We start from the raw sequence: 13,533 nt of genomic DNA, 5'->3' as shown, positions 1-13,533 counted from the left end.
CGAAGCTCTCACAAGGCCCCCAACCGGTAGCCGACCCCCTGCACCGTGTGCACCACGGAACGCCCGACCTTCGACCGCAGGTAATGCACGTACGTGTCCACAATGGACGGCGACGGCGCGTCGTGGAACACCGTCCGCCGCAGCGAGGACCGCGTGTGCACCGTCTCCGGATGGGTCGCGAGCACCCGCAGCAGCGCGAACTCGCGAGCCGTCAGCGGCACCCGTTCACCGTCGGGCAGCACGACCCGGTGTTGCTCCAGCTCCAGGCGACCGGCCCCGATCCGCAGCGCCGCGGTCAACTCGGCCGCGCGCCGGCCCAGCGCTCGCAGCCGGGCGCGCAGCTCGCCCAGGTCGAACGGTTTCGCCAGGTAGTCGTCCGCACCGGCGTCGAGGCCGTCGATCCGGTCGCGCACGGACCCCATCGCCGTCAGCACCAACGCCTGCGTGCGCACCGCACGGGAGCGCAGCCGCGCCAGCAGGTCGAGTCCGTCGAGCACCGGCAGTCCGCGGTCTATTACCACTACGTCGTATGGCCGAGTGAGCGCGAGATGCAATCCGCGGTGCCCGTCGAAAGCGACATCCACGACATGTCCCTCACCCCGCAGCACGGTGGAGAGCAACTCCACCAGCTCTCTGTCGTCCTCCACGAGCAGTAGCCGCACGCACCGAAGAATGGCACGCTGCCACGGCATCCGACCAGGTCATCGAGGTGGTGAAACAGTCAATGGACAGGGAACGGCAGAATTCACATACGTGATACGCACTGCTCAGTGCGCACCTGCGGCCAATTGCGAACCTGTGCACGAGCGGAGTCCCGGGAATTCAACCGATAAACATGTTAAACACGCGCACCGCATGACCTGGGACAGCGCGAGAGGTGTGAAAACCCTCAGGCCCGCACGACCGCGGGCGTGGTGAACCGGCCGCCGACCCAGCCCGCCGTCGCGACGGCACGCAGGCCGGGGTCGCCCTCGGTCAGCTGGCCGTGCGGGCCCAGCACGTCCGCCGCCGAACTGCCGTCGTGCCACCGCACCGGCAGCCGGCCGTGCCGCTCCAGCACCCCGGCGAGCTTGGCGGTCAGCTTGGCGCTGCCGATGTGCACCCACCGGCTCGGGAACAGCTCCAGCAGGTCGAGCGTCGCCGGGCTGATCTCCGGCACGACCGTGATGCCGTTGTCGCGACCGTACTCGACGAGGTCACGCAGCGCGTCCGGGTCGCCCTCGGGGAAGACGTGCATGACGTTGAGCTTGTAGGCGGCCATCTTGTCGATGGCCTTGCGCATCTCGGCGGGCGGCAGCAGCGCGCTCGTCACGCCACGCCAGGAGAACGCGGGGGAGTCCCGCAGGTCGGCCGCGCGCACCGCGTTGTCCGCGGTCATCAGCTGCCGGAACGACTGCACGCCGTGCCGCAGACCGGCCTGGGTGCTGGCGCGCAGCATCACCGCCGTGTTGCTGACCAGCAGCGCATAGCCTTCCGGGCCGAGCCCGCGCATGGCCGGGTCGTGCGACACCATCAGCATGCCGTCCGCCGACTCGGCGAGCAGGTAGCCGGTCTGCCGGAAGATGTGCTCGCGCAGCAACGCCGCCGCCGTGCGCGCCTGTCCGGTCACCCGGACCGCGACGTCCTCGGTCAACGCGAACGCACCCGTGCGACGGGGCGCGCTCGACGGCATCGGAATAATCACCGGTTCCTCCCAGCGGACTAACGCAGGAGGTATCACGGGAGTTCCGGCAACCGCACGGTGAACGTGGTTCCCCGGCCTGTCGCGCTGATCACACCGACGGTCCCGCCGTGGGCCTCGGCGAGCTTCGGACGATCGCCAGACCTCGACCTCTTCCGCGCCCAGCTGGTGAACCGGGGCAAGGAGGGGATCGAGGAGAAGTTCTCCGGGCCTGCCCTCGGCTGGGAACGGACAGGCCCGGACCAGCCAAGGCGTCCTACAGCCGGTACCTGCCGATCAGTCGAGCGGAGATGGAGCGGTTGATCAGCTGAGCAGCTCGCGGACCCGAGGCACCACCTCGGTTCCGTAGAGCTCGATCGTCCGCATCAACGAGCCGTGCGACAACCCGCCGATCCCGTACTTGAGGTCGAACCGGCTGGCGCCCAACGTCTTCATCGTCCGCGCCATCTTCGAAGCCACGGTGTCCGGCGACCCCACGAACAACGCGCCGTGCGGCCCCACCTCGTGCGCGTAGGACTCCGGGGTGGGCGTCGAGAACCCGCGCGTCCGCCCCAACCGCGAGATCACGTCCAGGTAGTGCGGCCAGAACTCCTCCCGCGCCTGCGCGTCCGTGGGCGCCACGTGACCGGGGGAGTGGATCCCGATCGGCAGCGGCGCACGGCCGAACTTCTCCAGCGCGTGCCGGTAGAGCTCGGAGAACGGCGCGAAGCGGCCGGGGTGGCCGCCGATGATCGCCAGCATCAGCGAGAACCCGTACGAGGCCGCGCGCACCACGGACTGCGGGCTGCCGCCCACGCCGATCCACGTCGGGAACGGCTCGGTGAACGGCACGACGTCCTGCTCGTGCAGCGCCGCGCGGGTCTTGCCCTGCCAGGTGACCGGGCCGCCCTTCAGCAGCTCCGCGAAGAGATGCGTCTTCTCCTCGAACAGGTCCTCGTAGTCGGCGAGGTCGTAACCGAACAGCGGGAACGAGTCCACACTGGACCCGCGGCCCAGGATGACCTCCGCCCGGCCGCCCGACACCGCGTTCAACGTGGAGAAGCGCTGGAACACGCGCACCGGGTCGTCCGAGCTGAGCACGGTCACGGCCGAACCCAGGTGGATGAACGACGTGCGGGCGGCGATCGCGGCCAGCACCACGTCGGCGGCGGACAGCGGCATGTCGGGCGTGTGGTGCTCGCCGATGCCGAAGAAGTCCAGGCCCACCTGGTCGGCGAGCACGCCCTGCTCGACGACGTTGCGGATGGTCTGGGCGTGGGAGAGCGGTGTGCCGTCGGCGTCGTGGGTGACGTCGCCGAACGTGTCGAGTCCGAACGTGGTCATGACAGCTCCTTCGTGAACGTCCCGAACACCGGGCTGCCGGGTTCCAGCAGCCGTCCGTCGGCCAGCGAACCCACGCGCACCGGCTCGAAACCGATGCGGGACAAGAACTCCGCCACGACGTCCAACGCCGCGGGGGAGTCACCGGCCAGCCCGACGGCGCGGCCCGACGGCGGTTCCATGTCCTGGTAGGCGATGTGGTTGAGGGTTTTGACGACCTGCGCGCCGACCAGCCGCCGCGCGACTTCCTCGCTCGTGCCCAGCGGCTCGGCGGCGGGCGGCCAGTGGTTCATGGCGTCGACGACGACCTTGCCCGCGAACAGCGCCGGGTCGACCGTCGCGAACCGGTGCCACGGGATCGCCAGCACGACCAGATCGGCGTCCGCCACGGCGTCGGCGGCAGACCGCGGCACCGCACCCGGCGCGAGGAACGACGTGATCATCTCGATCCGCGCCGGGTCGCCGGAACCCGCGATGGCCACCGGGTAGCCCGCCGCCAGGGCGAGCCGCGCGATGACCGGGCCGACGTGGCCGGCACCCAGAACAGCTACCTTCATGCCCGGTATAACCGGACCATCCCCCGCTTATTCCTCGGCGTGACGTACCCCAATGCCGTCACGCGACGCTCGCGAACTGTGACAGAGCGTTCCTACGGTCGAGGACGTGTCGTATCAGCCGTCCCGCCGCAGTTTTCTGTCCGCCTCAGCCGCGCTCACGTTCGGGCTGCTCGAACCGGGTGCAGCGCAAGCCGGCGGCATGATCAGACCGTTCCGCGTCCGCGTCCCCGAACGGGACCTGGTCGAGCTGCGCCGCCGCGTCCAGCAGACCCGCTGGCCCGACGCCGAGACCGTCACGGACCTGTCCCAGGGCGCGCCGCAACGGACGCTGCGGCAGCTCGCCCGCTACTGGACGCACGAGTACGACTGGCGCACGACCGAGGCCAAGCTCAACGCGCTGCCGCAGTTCCTGACCGAGATCGACGGCCTGGACATCCACTTCCTGCACGTCCGCTCGAAGCACGAGAACGCCCTGCCGCTGCTCGTCTCGCACGGCTGGCCCGGCTCGGTCATCGAGCAGCTGAAGATCATCGGACCGCTCACCGACCCGACCGCGTACGGCGGCAAGGCCGAAGACGCCTTCCATCTCGTGATCCCGTCGATGCCCGGTTACGGCTTCTCCGGCAAGCCCACGACGACCGGCTGGGGCCCCGACCGCATCGCCGGCACGTGGATCGAGCTGATGAAACGCCTGGGCCACGACCGGTACGTGGCCCAGGGCGGCGACTGGGGCGCGCTGATCGTCGACCTCATGGCACTGCGGAAGCCGCCAGGACTGCTCGGCGTCCACACGAACCTGCCCGGCGCGGTCCCCGTCGACATCGACAACGCCGCCCGCGCCGGTGGCCCGCAACCGCCAGGACTGGAGGGCGACGAGCTCAAGGCGTGGCAGGACGTGCTCTTCCGGTACAGCAAGGGACAGGCCTACGCGCGGATCATGGGCACCCGCCCGCAGACTTTGCGGGCGTTCGCCGACTCACCCATCGGCCTGGCGTCGTTCATGATCGACCACAACCTCGCGAGCCTCGCGCTGATCGCGCGGGCCTTCGACGGTCATCGGGAAAGCTTGAGCCGTCAGGACATCGTCGAGAACGTGTCGCTCTACTGGCTCACCGACACCGCGATCTCGTCCGCCCGCCTGTACTGGGAGAGCAAGTACTCGGTGATCGCCGCCAAGGGCGTCACGCTGCCGGTCGCGGTGAGCGTGTTCCCCGAGGAGGTCTACCAGGCACCGCGCAGCTGGGCCGAACGCGCCTACCCGAACCTGATCCACTACCACCGCGTGTCGCGCGGCGGGCACTTCGCCGCCTGGGAACAGCCGCACATCCTCGCCGAGGAAGTGCGGGCGGGGTTCCGGCAGCTGCGCTAGCTTGCAGGCCATGTGGGACGGTGGCGCCGCTTACGAACGGTACGTGGGCCGGTGGAGCAGGCCGGTCGCGGTCGAGTTCCTGCGCTGGCTGGCCGTGCCACCGGGCCGCACGTGGCTCGACGTCGGCTGCGGCACCGGCGCGCTGACCGAGACGGTGCTCGCCCACGCGCAGCCCTCGTCGATCACCGGCGTCGACCCGTCCGCCGCGTTCCTGGACCTGGCCCGGCAACGCGTGCCCGGCGCGACGTTCGAGGTCGGCACGGCGGTCGAGCTGGGGGAGCGGCAAGCCGACGTGGTGGTGAGCGGGCTCGTGCTCACCTTCGTGCCCGACATCGCCCGAGCCGTCGCCGAGTTCGCCCGCGTCGGCTCGTACGTGGGTTCCTACCTGTGGGACTACACCAGCGGCATGCAGATGATGCGCCTCTTCTGGGACGCCGCCCGCGACGTCGACCCCGCAGCAGCCGCCGCGGACGAAGGCCTGCGCTTCGGCGACATCAGCGACCCCGACCCGTTGCGCAGCTTCTGGACCGGGGCCGGCCTGCGCGACGTCGAGGTGACCGGCATCGTCGTGCCCACCGTGTTCCGCGACTTCGCCGACTTCTGGGACCCGTTCGAGGGCGGCACCGGCGCCGCACCCGCCTACGCCGCGACGCTGCCGCCGGAACACCGCGCCGCGATCCGCGACCTGCTCCGCTCCCGTCTCCCCGCCGAGGGCCCGATCGAGCTGACCGCGCGCGCTTGGGCCGTCAAAGGTTCGCGCTGAGGAACCGCTCCAGGTGCGGGTTCACCTCGGCGGCGTGCGTGAGACTGAGGAAGTGCGCGCCACCCTCGACGGTGACCAGTTCGGCCTTGGGGAGCGCGGCCACGAGCGCCTCCGCCTTCGCGACGGGATAGGCGAGATCCGCGGTGCCGTGCAGCACGAGCGCCGGCACGGTGATCTCCCCGACGCGGTCGAGCACGCCGTCCCGGCTGATCAGGGCGTTGCTGATGAACCGCAACCGGTCCGGCTCGACCTGGCTCCACTTGGGCGTCCACTCCGACGCGTCGTAGTCGCCGAGGCAGATCTCGGCCCTCGCCTCCACCACCGTGTCCGGCCCCTGCGCGATCCACACCTCGGTGAGCTGCTGGTACGCGGCGGCGATCTGCTCGTCCTCCGCCTCACCGGACGTGCCCAGCACCGCGAGCGCCGTGACCCGTTCCGGTGCCAGCAAAGCCATCCGCAGCGTCACGAACCCGCCCTGGCTCGTCCCGACGACGGCGGCCGCGTCGATGTTCAACGCGTCGAGAACGGCGAGCGCGTCCCTGGCCACGTCCCAGTAGTCGAACGGCGCACTGACAGGCGTGCCACCGTGACCGCGCTCGTCGATCGCGATCAACCGGTAGTCCGGTCCGAACGCCTCGACCTGCGGCTGCCACATCGTCGTGTCCATCAGGAAGCTGTGCAGCAGCACGACCGGCGGGCCGTCACCGCCGTGGTCCACATAGGACACCAGCTGCCCGTCGCCCGTCGTCATCGTCGCCACACCGCACTCCAGTCCTGTTTTCCGCGCAGTGGATCATCAGGGCAACCGGCGCCGTTCGCAATACCCTGCCGGAATGTCACTCACCGAGCTCCCGTGGGACCCGTTGCGTCCGGCCGAGGTGGCCGGGCTGTTCACCGGCGTCCAGTGGTGGGTGGCGGGCGGCTACGCGATCGAGCTCGCGGTCGGCCGCCCGCTGCGTCCGCACTCCGACATCGACGTGTTGTTGCTGCGCCGCGACCAGCTCGCGGTGCAGCGCGTTGGCGGGCTGGGAGTGGTGGGCGGCCGATCCGCCGGGAACCCTGCGCCCGTGGCGGCCTGGCGAGCTCTTGCCACCCGGTGTTCACGACATCTGGTGCCGCCCAGCCGGTTCCGAGCACTGGCAGGTCCAGGTGATGCTCGACGAATCCGATGGGGACGACTGGGTGTCCCGACGTGATCCACGCGTGCGTCGAAGCATCTCCACGCTCGGCAACGTCACGGAATCCGGCATCCCGTACCTGGTTCCCGAGATCGAACTCTTCTACAAGTCCACATCACCTCGGCCAAAAGACCAGATCGACTTCGACGCGGCGTTACCGCTGCTCAGCGCGCGCAACGACAGTGGCTGGCCGAAGCGATCGCCATTGTTGAAGGATAGGATCGCCTAATTCCCGCTCGAATTGCGGGCTTTCTGCCGTGGTGGCATCGTCCGAATCACCGAACCTTTCCCACCACGGCAGGAGCGGACATGACCACCCTCGAGAACCCGGCGATGCCCGCCGTCCACGATTGCACCGTGCACGACTGCTCCTACAACCACGACGGCTGCCACGCCTTCGCGATCACCGTGCGCGGCGACAACGGGGCGGCCGACTGCGGCACCTTCATCCCGCTGGGCACCAAGGGCGGCCTGGACAAGGTCATCGCGCAGGTCGGCGCCTGTTCCCGCGCGGACTGCGTGCACAACTCGTCGTTGGAGTGCACGGCGCAGAGCGTGCGGATCGGCGAGGGCGAAGGCGCCCACCACGCGAACTGCCTGACCTACCAGCCCCGTTAGTCCTCTTTGCGGTCCACGGCCCGGCCCAGCTCCCGCAGGCCGACGTTGACTGCGATGATCGCCACCGTGCCGGCCGCCGCCACGACGTGCAGGCCGGCACCTGCCAGCGAACCCACCGCGGCCGCGCACCACAGCGTGGCCGCGGTGTTCAGTCCGCGCACCGAGAGGCCGTCGCGCAGGATCACGCCCGCGCCCAGGAAACCGATGCCGGACACCACCTGGGCGGCGACCCGCGTGGGGTCGCCCTGGCCGTCGAAGCCCTGTGCGGACAGCAGCACGAACAGCGCGGCGCCCACCGCCACGAGGGCGTTGGTGCGCAGGCCTGCCATGCGCGAGCGGTACTGCCGCTCGAAACCGATCAACGCGCCGAGGCCCATGCTCTCGGCAATGCGCAGCGTCATGTCGAAGACGTGCATCGTGTGACTCCCCTTGTGTTGCAGGGGGTGCGCGTCACACGCCAGAACTGAAGCGTGCCCAAAAAGGACGAGCGAGGTGAAATGACCTGCGCTGGCTACTGTCGCCTGGCATGTGTCGCTCACCTCGCTTCCTGATGTCTGGCTGACAAGACCGGTCCACACTACCGAACCGGGTGTGAGCCGCAGGTGAGAGTGCATCACTCCCAGAAGAAGTAGTTGTGCTCGAACACCAGACGATGGTCCGGATGATCGCCGCTCAACGCCCGCACCGTCTCGGCGAGCATCGCGGTCACATGAGGCCACACAGGCGCACGGTCGGCACCGCTGTACTTGTCCCACTCCATCACGCAGCCCTGCAGCGCACCGGCCCGCAGGTCCACGAACAGCTCGTACCCGGCACCGTCGCCGGCCACCGGCAGCCACGCGGGCAGCCACAGCTCCACGCACGGCGTACCGGCGGGTTCGCGCAACGCCGCCGCCTCGAAGTCCTGCTCCTCGCCGCGCGTGGCGAAGTGGATGCCGCTGATCGCCCGGATCATCAGCTTCCGCAGGGAAAGCGCGGCGCCGAGGCCGTGCGGTTGCCAGTGCGGCGGGATGAGCGGCCAGTGGGTGTAGGTCTCCGCGATGCCGCCGAACTGGCGCCACCACGCCGCGAGATCGGCCGGCAACGGGCGGCCGAGGGTCTCTTCCGCCGCGGCGAGGTCCGCGTCGGTGGCGGGCGGCAGGAGGGCGGCGTGCAGCGCCGGCGACTTCGCGCGGACCCAGCTCTCGATCCCTGTCCAGCTCATGCCACGGAACTAAAGCATCTCCAGCGGCTGCGGCCCGTCCGGGGGAGGGAACGCGCGGTCCAGTTCCGCGAAGTCCTCTGCGGACAGCCGCAACGACACCGCCGCCGCGTTCTCCCGGACGTGCGCGACAGTGCCCGCCTTGGGGATCGCGTTCACGTACGGCAACCGCAGCACCCATGCCAGCGCCACCTGGGCGGGCGTCGCGTCGTGCCGGGCGGCCACCGAGGCGAGCACCGGCGAGCCCAGCAACCGGCCCTGCTCGACGGGGGAGTAGGCCATGATCGGCATGCCGACGGACGCGTGCCACGGCAGCAGGTCGTGCTCGGGGCCGCGCCGCGAGAGGTTGTAGAGGATCTGGTTGGTCTGGCAGGCGCCCGGCAACTCGTCCAGGTCGGAAAGATCCAGGTTGCTGACGCCCCAGTGCCGGATCTTGCCCGCCGCCACCAACGCCTCGAAGCCCTCCACGGTCTGCGCGAGCGGCACGCTGCCGCGCCAGTGCAGCAGGTACAGGTCCAGGCGGTCGGTGCCCAACCGGCGCAGGCTGGCCTCGCACGCCCGCACCACACCGCCCGCAGACGCGTTGGACGGCAGCACTTTCGACACGAGGAACACCTCGTCCCGGCGGCCGGCGACAGCTTCGCCGACGAGCGTCTCCGCGGCGCCCGACCCGTACATCTCGGCGGTGTCGATCAACGTCAGGCCGAGGTCGAGGCCCTCCCGCAGTGCCGCGATCTCGGACGCTCGCGCGGCAGGGCGCTCGGCCATCATCCACGTGCCCATGCCGAGCGCGGGGATGGACTCTCCGGACGGCAGCGTCACAGTCATGCCGCCCAGAATGCCCGCGAAGACGTCTCAGCGGCGGTACAGGTCCTCGGTTTCGCCGCACTGTTCACGATCAGAGCCGACCGGCGCGCACACCTGCGCCGTGACGTGGTCGACGGCGACGCCGGGTTCACCGAGCTCGACCTCGAAGCCCTTGGCCTCGAACAGCACTCCCTGCGTCCAGGCGCCGACCTGGGTGTCGCCGGCGTAGGCGTTGATGTGGGCGGTGGTCCACCGGTCGCGCCGGAAGCCGGCCACGACGGCGGTCACGGTGGCGGTGTGCTCGTTCCACTCGACGTGCCCGGCCAGGTCACCGCGAGCGCCGCGGCCGGCGTTCACCGCGAACCAGTCCCCGGAGGCCGCCTGTGCCGGCGCAGCCAGGAGCACGAGGGCCGTGGCGGCGATCGCGGCGGTGAGGCTCTGCTGGAATCTCATGATCTCGATCAAACCGGGAACAGCCGACGCGCGGCACGGTTCGTTCCATCGCGCCAGGTACGTTGGACTGATGCGACGTGCGGGCCTGATCCTCCTGGTGCTGCTCGTCGTCGCATTGGCCGCAGCAGCTCAGTTCGTCGACATCCCGGACGGCGCACGCCTGCGCGAGCTCGTCGACCAGGCCGGCGCAGCGGCACCAGTGGTGTTCGTGGCCGCGGCAGCGCTCGGCACGGCGGTGTTCTTCCCGAAGCCGGTGCTCGCCACGGCGGCAGGACTGCTGTTCGGCGTCACGTGGGGGAGCGTGCTCGCCATCGCCGGGTTCACCGCGGGCGCGATGATCGCGTTCGGGATCGCCCGCAGGCTCGGCCGCGAGGCCGTTGCGCCGTGGCTGGGGGAGCGGCTCCAGGTCCTCGAGGACGTCTTCGCCACCAGGGGCGTGGAGGCCACGCTGGTGATCAGGATGCTGCCGATCCTGCCGTTCACGCTGGCGAACTACGGCGCGGGCGTCACGGCGGTCAAAGCACGGCACTTCGCGCTCGGCACCGCGCTGGGCCTCGTCCCGTCGACCGTGCTGGCGGCGGTGCTGGGGGACGCGCTGAGCGATCTCGGATCGCCGCGGTCGGTCGTCGCGTTGACGATCTGGGGCGTGCTGGCGGTCGCCGGGGTGTGGTGGGGCCGGAACCTCGTCAAATCGACCCAGAAGGCCACCCGGCAGGCCTGACGGGCACGCAAAAAGCCGCCCCGGCGGGAGGCCGGGACGGCTTGAAGCGTCTGCGAAGATCAGGCCGTGCGGGTGCGGCGTCCGCGCAGCTCTTCGAGGCGCTCGTCGAGCAGCTCCTCGAGCTCGGGGATCGACCGGCGCTCCAGGAGCATGTCCCAGTGCGTGCGCGGCGGCTTGACCTTCTTCACCTCCGGCTCGACGCCGTCGATGATCTTCGACTCGGTGCCGTGCAAGCGGCATTCCCAGGTCGGCGGCAACTCGGCGTCGTCGGAGAACGGGACCTCGAAGTCGTGTCCCTTGGGGCAGGCGTACCGCGCTGCCCGGCGCGGAGCGAGATCATGGTTGCGGTCGGTCTCGTAGCTGACTGCTCCGAGCCGGCTTCCACGCAAAACGCGGTCGGCCATGGCGGTGTCCTTTCGCTCGGCTCAGGGCCGGGGCCCAGGCTTCTTGCTCACCGTGTGCAACGCCCGGATTGCTCCGTTTGTTTCCGGCTCGCTCTCATGGTCGCCCACAGTGACGTCGTTCACTCGTCAACGAAGGCTTCCTACTAATGGATGCGATCGCCACAGGATCGTGACGCGTTATCAAGCTACTGTGCTCATGCGTCACTCTAATGGCCTAGCCAACCCTGTGGGTAACCGCCTAGGCCAGGCGCAGCTGACCACTTTGTGCGACGTCAGGGCCCAGATCACCCAGCCGGAAGTGACGCCGACAGAGCACTTGGTAGCGCACAGTAGTTTCCGTGGTATCGGTTACACCGTTGCTCTCTGTACCCGATCGGTGCTGTTCCGTATCCGAAACCGTGTCCGCGACCAGCACCGTGTCTCCGGCGCGAATCACCCGTCCGGCCCGCACCCGCGCGTTGAACCGTCCCGGCACCCCGCACCAGCACAGCACCTCGACCTGGATGGCCTTCAGCTCGTCGGCCAGTTCGAACAGCCGCTGCGAGCCGGGGAACAGCTCGCCGCGGAAGTCCGTGGCGAGCCCGAAGCAGTAGACGTCGACCTGGACGTCGTCCGCGAGCTCTGCCAGCTGCTCGACCTGCTCGGGGGAGAGGAACTGCGCCTCGTCCACGATCAGGTAGTCCACGCGCCGGCCCAGCGCCCACTCCGCCCGCACCAGCCGGCGGAGATCGTCGTCGCGGATCTCCGCGGCTTCGCGGGTGATGCCGATGCGGCTCGAGATCTGCGGCCGCCCCGACCGGTCGTGCCGCACCAGCAGCAGCCCGCGGCGACCCTGCCGCGAGTTGTTGTGGTCGATCTGCAGCGCCAGCGTCGACTTGCCGCAGTCCATGGGACCGAAGAAGAACTTGAGGTGGCCCACCACCGGCGTCGACCGTCGGGAACCCGCGACAGGCACAGCGGAGAGGGCATCCGTCGGATCGGCAAGGGCGTCCACGGCGGGTCACCCTAGTGCCTGGGTCCTGATCTTGAGGAATCCCCACGGCGTATCCCTGCCCATCCTGCGTCCTTTCGCGCCAGCCGCGGAACCGTTGAGCAGACATAGCCGCTGCGCAGCCCGTCGAAACATCATCTCGGCTCGGGTCACTCGATAGTGTCAGTGTGGACTGAAGTCCAAGCCTTTTGATCATTCCGCTTCCCGATATAGCTCGCGTCGCGATATATTCAGCGACATGAGTGGTCGGGTCATGTCCGAGCAGGCGTTCCTCGTGCTCACCGCGCTCGCGGAGGAGCCGTTGCACGGTTACGCGATCGTGCAGGCGGTGGAGCAGCTGTCCGAGGGACGGATGGTGCTGCGCGTCGGGACGCTGTACGGGGTGCTGGACCGGTTGGTGGCGGACGGGCTCGCCGAGCGCGACCGTGAGGAGGTGCACCAGGGGCGGCTGCGGCGGTACTACAAGCTCACCGACTCCGGGGTGCGGGCGTTGCAGGCGGAGGTCGCGAGGCTGAGCGCGAACGTGCGCGCGGCGTCGGCGGTCCTGAGGGGGAGGGGAGTCCAGCCGTGGACGAGCAGGGCGTGAGCAAGCTGGAGCGCAGGTACCGGCGGCTGCTGAAGGTGCTGCCGAAGTGGTACCGGCAGGACCGCGAGGAGGAGATGGTCGGGCTGTTCCTCGCCGACCGGTCGGACGACCTCGACCTGGAGCACGGCTGGCCGGGGTGGGGTGAGGCGGCGGCGATGCTGGGCCTGGCCGTGCGCACGCACCTGGCGGCCGGTGCGGCGTTGACGAACGTGCCGGCCAAGGCGATGTGGCGCGGTGAGATCGTGCGGGCGCTGGGCATGATCGGGCTGCTGCTCGGCGTGTTCTACGCGGGCGCGGCGATCACGAGCCTGTCCGTCGCGTACGGCAACCCGGAGTGGGCGCCGGAGATCACCTGGTGGCGGGTGCTGGAGCTGGGGCCGATCGTGGCGTTCGCGGCGCTGCTGACCGGCAGGCGGACGCTCGCGAAGGTGGCGGCGTTCGCTCCAGTGGTGCTGGCGGTGGCCACGGTCGGGCAGTCCGGCCACGTGTTCCTGTGGGGCGTGTTCCAGCTGCCGGCCATCGTGACGTTCCTGTGCCTGTGCCTGGGTTTCCACCGGGAGGCGCCGACGCCGCCCGCGCGCAGGCTGCTGTGGTGGGGCGGGGGAGCGTTGCTGCTCGGTCTGCTCGGCGGCTTCGCGACGGGCACCGGGCTGCTGGCGATCGCGTTGATCACGCTGGTCGTGCGGGTGGTGGCGTTCGTGCGCGGAGACTTCGTGCTGGGACGGGCGGTGTCGCTGTTCGCGCTGCTGCAGCTGGCGCCGCTCGCGTTCCTGTTGGTCGGGGGAGAGGTGCTTGTGCTCGCGCTGCCGCTGGCGGTGCTGCTCGTGCTGTGCGCGGTCGCGCCGGTGCGGAAACCGTCGGCGCGACCGCGGGTGTCGTGACGC

Annotated in this window: 19 protein-coding genes; 8 read left to right on the top strand and 11 right to left on the bottom strand. The window is 69.8% G+C overall.

Annotation, left to right across the window (positions count from 1 at the left end; translation table 11 throughout):
- Positions 1-8: 8 nt before the first annotated feature.
- From DI276_RS27515 to DI276_RS27500, 4 genes are all read right to left on the bottom strand, one after another.
- Positions 9-662: a response regulator transcription factor gene (locus DI276_RS27515; protein ID WP_408610584.1), complete on the bottom strand. Its 654-nt coding sequence runs from the start codon at positions 660-662 to the stop codon at positions 9-11.
- A gap of 227 nt (positions 663-889) precedes the next feature.
- Entirely contained in the window at positions 890-1,684 is a 795-nt protein-coding gene (locus DI276_RS27510) for a glycoside hydrolase family 20 zincin-like fold domain-containing protein (RefSeq protein WP_157984978.1), read from the bottom strand.
- 300 nt (positions 1,685-1,984) lie between these two features.
- The gene (locus DI276_RS27505) at positions 1,985-3,004 is read right to left on the bottom strand and encodes an LLM class flavin-dependent oxidoreductase (protein WP_112268499.1); all 1,020 of its coding nucleotides are present in this window, start codon (positions 3,002-3,004) and stop codon (positions 1,985-1,987) included.
- Entirely contained in the window at positions 3,001-3,558 is a 558-nt protein-coding gene (locus DI276_RS27500; protein WP_112268498.1) for an NADPH-dependent F420 reductase, read from the bottom strand. Before DI276_RS27500 ends, DI276_RS27505 begins: the two co-directional genes overlap by 4 nt.
- Before the next feature lie 106 nt (positions 3,559-3,664).
- Here DI276_RS27500 and DI276_RS27495 point away from each other — a divergent pair, with 106 nt between their 5' ends.
- Both DI276_RS27495 and DI276_RS27490 read left to right on the top strand, forming a co-directional pair.
- Positions 3,665-4,927, top strand: a complete 1,263-nt coding sequence (locus DI276_RS27495; protein WP_232836958.1) for an epoxide hydrolase family protein — start codon at positions 3,665-3,667, stop codon at positions 4,925-4,927.
- A gap of 10 nt (positions 4,928-4,937) precedes the next feature.
- Positions 4,938-5,690: a class I SAM-dependent methyltransferase gene (locus tag DI276_RS27490; RefSeq protein ID WP_112268581.1), complete on the top strand. Its 753-nt coding sequence runs from the start codon at positions 4,938-4,940 to the stop codon at positions 5,688-5,690.
- On the opposite strand, the gene DI276_RS27485 is transcribed toward DI276_RS27490, so the two are convergent.
- Positions 5,674-6,441: an alpha/beta fold hydrolase gene (locus DI276_RS27485; protein ID WP_198680940.1), complete on the bottom strand. Its 768-nt coding sequence runs from the start codon at positions 6,439-6,441 to the stop codon at positions 5,674-5,676. The two genes, DI276_RS27490 and DI276_RS27485, sit on opposite strands and share 17 nt — an antisense overlap.
- 82 nt (positions 6,442-6,523) lie before the next feature.
- Here DI276_RS27485 and DI276_RS52420 point away from each other — a divergent pair, with 82 nt between their 5' ends.
- The 3 genes from DI276_RS52420 to DI276_RS27475 all read left to right on the top strand — a co-directional run bounded on the left by DI276_RS52420 (position 6,524) and on the right by DI276_RS27475 (position 7,486).
- A complete protein-coding gene (locus tag DI276_RS52420; protein ID WP_232836957.1) occupies positions 6,524-6,886 on the top strand; it encodes a nucleotidyltransferase domain-containing protein in 363 nt (120 codons plus the stop codon).
- Positions 6,887-6,893: 7 nt separating this feature from the next.
- Entirely contained in the window at positions 6,894-7,097 is a 204-nt protein-coding gene (locus tag DI276_RS52415) for a hypothetical protein (RefSeq protein WP_232836956.1), read from the top strand.
- A gap of 80 nt (positions 7,098-7,177) precedes the next feature.
- Complete coding sequence (locus tag DI276_RS27475; RefSeq protein ID WP_112268495.1) at positions 7,178-7,486, top strand: DUF1540 domain-containing protein; 309 nt, start codon at positions 7,178-7,180, stop codon at positions 7,484-7,486.
- Here the strand turns inward: DI276_RS27475 and DI276_RS27470 are convergent.
- The 4 genes from DI276_RS27470 to DI276_RS50255 form a co-directional block, all read right to left on the bottom strand.
- Positions 7,483-7,902 carry an MgtC/SapB family protein gene (locus DI276_RS27470; RefSeq protein ID WP_112268493.1) on the bottom strand — a complete coding sequence of 140 codons (420 nt, stop codon included), beginning with the start codon at positions 7,900-7,902 and terminating at the stop codon, positions 7,483-7,485. The genes DI276_RS27475 and DI276_RS27470 overlap by 4 nt on opposite strands.
- A 197-nt stretch (positions 7,903-8,099) precedes the next feature.
- Complete coding sequence (locus tag DI276_RS27465; RefSeq protein ID WP_112268491.1) at positions 8,100-8,690, bottom strand: SMI1/KNR4 family protein; 591 nt, start codon at positions 8,688-8,690, stop codon at positions 8,100-8,102.
- Between the two features lie 9 nt (positions 8,691-8,699).
- On the bottom strand, positions 8,700-9,515 hold the full coding sequence (locus tag DI276_RS27460) for an aldo/keto reductase (RefSeq protein WP_112268489.1): 816 nt from the start codon (positions 9,513-9,515) through the stop codon (positions 8,700-8,702).
- Positions 9,516-9,542: 27 nt separating this feature from the next.
- Positions 9,543-9,947, bottom strand: coding sequence for a hypothetical protein (locus tag DI276_RS50255; RefSeq protein WP_157984977.1), 405 nt, complete (start codon positions 9,945-9,947; stop codon positions 9,543-9,545).
- 70 nt (positions 9,948-10,017) lie between these two features.
- On the opposite strand from DI276_RS50255, the gene DI276_RS27455 reads away from it, so the two are divergent.
- Complete coding sequence (locus DI276_RS27455; protein WP_157984976.1) at positions 10,018-10,668, top strand: TVP38/TMEM64 family protein; 651 nt, start codon at positions 10,018-10,020, stop codon at positions 10,666-10,668.
- Positions 10,669-10,727: 59 nt separating this feature from the next.
- Here DI276_RS27455 and DI276_RS27450 read toward each other — a convergent pair whose 3' ends face one another.
- On the bottom strand, positions 10,728-11,072 hold the full coding sequence (locus DI276_RS27450) for an RNA polymerase-binding protein RbpA (RefSeq protein ID WP_030466135.1): 345 nt from the start codon (positions 11,070-11,072) through the stop codon (positions 10,728-10,730).
- A 238-nt stretch (positions 11,073-11,310) separates the two neighbouring features.
- Positions 11,311-12,066, bottom strand: coding sequence for a thymidine kinase (locus tag DI276_RS27445; protein ID WP_112268486.1), 756 nt, complete (start codon positions 12,064-12,066; stop codon positions 11,311-11,313).
- Positions 12,067-12,301: 235 nt separating this feature from the next.
- Between DI276_RS27445 and DI276_RS27440 the strand changes: the two genes are divergently transcribed.
- Together DI276_RS27440 and DI276_RS27435 are read left to right on the top strand one after the other, a co-directional pair.
- Positions 12,302-12,649 (top strand): PadR family transcriptional regulator, encoded by a 348-nt coding sequence (locus tag DI276_RS27440; RefSeq protein WP_229812121.1) that lies wholly within the window; start codon positions 12,302-12,304, stop codon positions 12,647-12,649.
- Entirely contained in the window at positions 12,631-13,530 is a 900-nt protein-coding gene (locus DI276_RS27435) for a hypothetical protein (protein WP_112268482.1), read from the top strand. The genes DI276_RS27440 and DI276_RS27435 overlap by 19 nt, the downstream gene beginning before the upstream one ends.
- Positions 13,531-13,533: the final 3 nt, after the last annotated feature.

The sequence above is a fragment of the Lentzea terrae genome, from assembly GCF_003265345.1.
GTDB lineage: Bacteria > Actinomycetota > Actinomycetes > Mycobacteriales > Pseudonocardiaceae > Lentzea > Lentzea terrae.
Note: the sequence above shows the minus strand (reverse complement) of the source record. Positions and strands in the feature narration are given on the sequence as shown.

Bases quoted from the DNA above. Each gene is read 5' to 3' on its own strand.
- DI276_RS27505 (WP_112268499.1), bottom strand. From the start codon at position 3,004: ATGACCACGTTCGGACTCGACACGTTCGGCGACGTCACCCACGACGCC.
- DI276_RS27500 (WP_112268498.1), bottom strand. From the start codon at position 3,558: ATGAAGGTAGCTGTTCTGGGTGCCGGCCACGTCGGCCCGGTCATCGCG.
- DI276_RS27490 (WP_112268581.1), top strand. From the start codon at position 4,938: ATGTGGGACGGTGGCGCCGCTTACGAACGGTACGTGGGCCGGTGGAGC.
- DI276_RS27485 (WP_198680940.1), bottom strand. From the start codon at position 6,441: ATGACGACGGGCGACGGGCAGCTGGTGTCCTATGTGGACCACGGCGGT.
- DI276_RS52420 (WP_232836957.1), top strand. From the start codon at position 6,524: ATGTCACTCACCGAGCTCCCGTGGGACCCGTTGCGTCCGGCCGAGGTG.
- DI276_RS27475 (WP_112268495.1), top strand. From the start codon at position 7,178: ATGACCACCCTCGAGAACCCGGCGATGCCCGCCGTCCACGATTGCACC.
- DI276_RS27470 (WP_112268493.1), bottom strand. From the start codon at position 7,902: ATGCACGTCTTCGACATGACGCTGCGCATTGCCGAGAGCATGGGCCTC.
- DI276_RS27465 (WP_112268491.1), bottom strand. From the start codon at position 8,690: ATGAGCTGGACAGGGATCGAGAGCTGGGTCCGCGCGAAGTCGCCGGCG.
- DI276_RS27460 (WP_112268489.1), bottom strand. From the start codon at position 9,515: ATGACTGTGACGCTGCCGTCCGGAGAGTCCATCCCCGCGCTCGGCATG.
- DI276_RS50255 (WP_157984977.1), bottom strand. From the start codon at position 9,947: ATGAGATTCCAGCAGAGCCTCACCGCCGCGATCGCCGCCACGGCCCTC.
- DI276_RS27455 (WP_157984976.1), top strand. From the start codon at position 10,018: ATGCGACGTGCGGGCCTGATCCTCCTGGTGCTGCTCGTCGTCGCATTG.
- DI276_RS27450 (WP_030466135.1), bottom strand. From the start codon at position 11,072: ATGGCCGACCGCGTTTTGCGTGGAAGCCGGCTCGGAGCAGTCAGCTAC.
- DI276_RS27440 (WP_229812121.1), top strand. From the start codon at position 12,302: ATGAGTGGTCGGGTCATGTCCGAGCAGGCGTTCCTCGTGCTCACCGCG.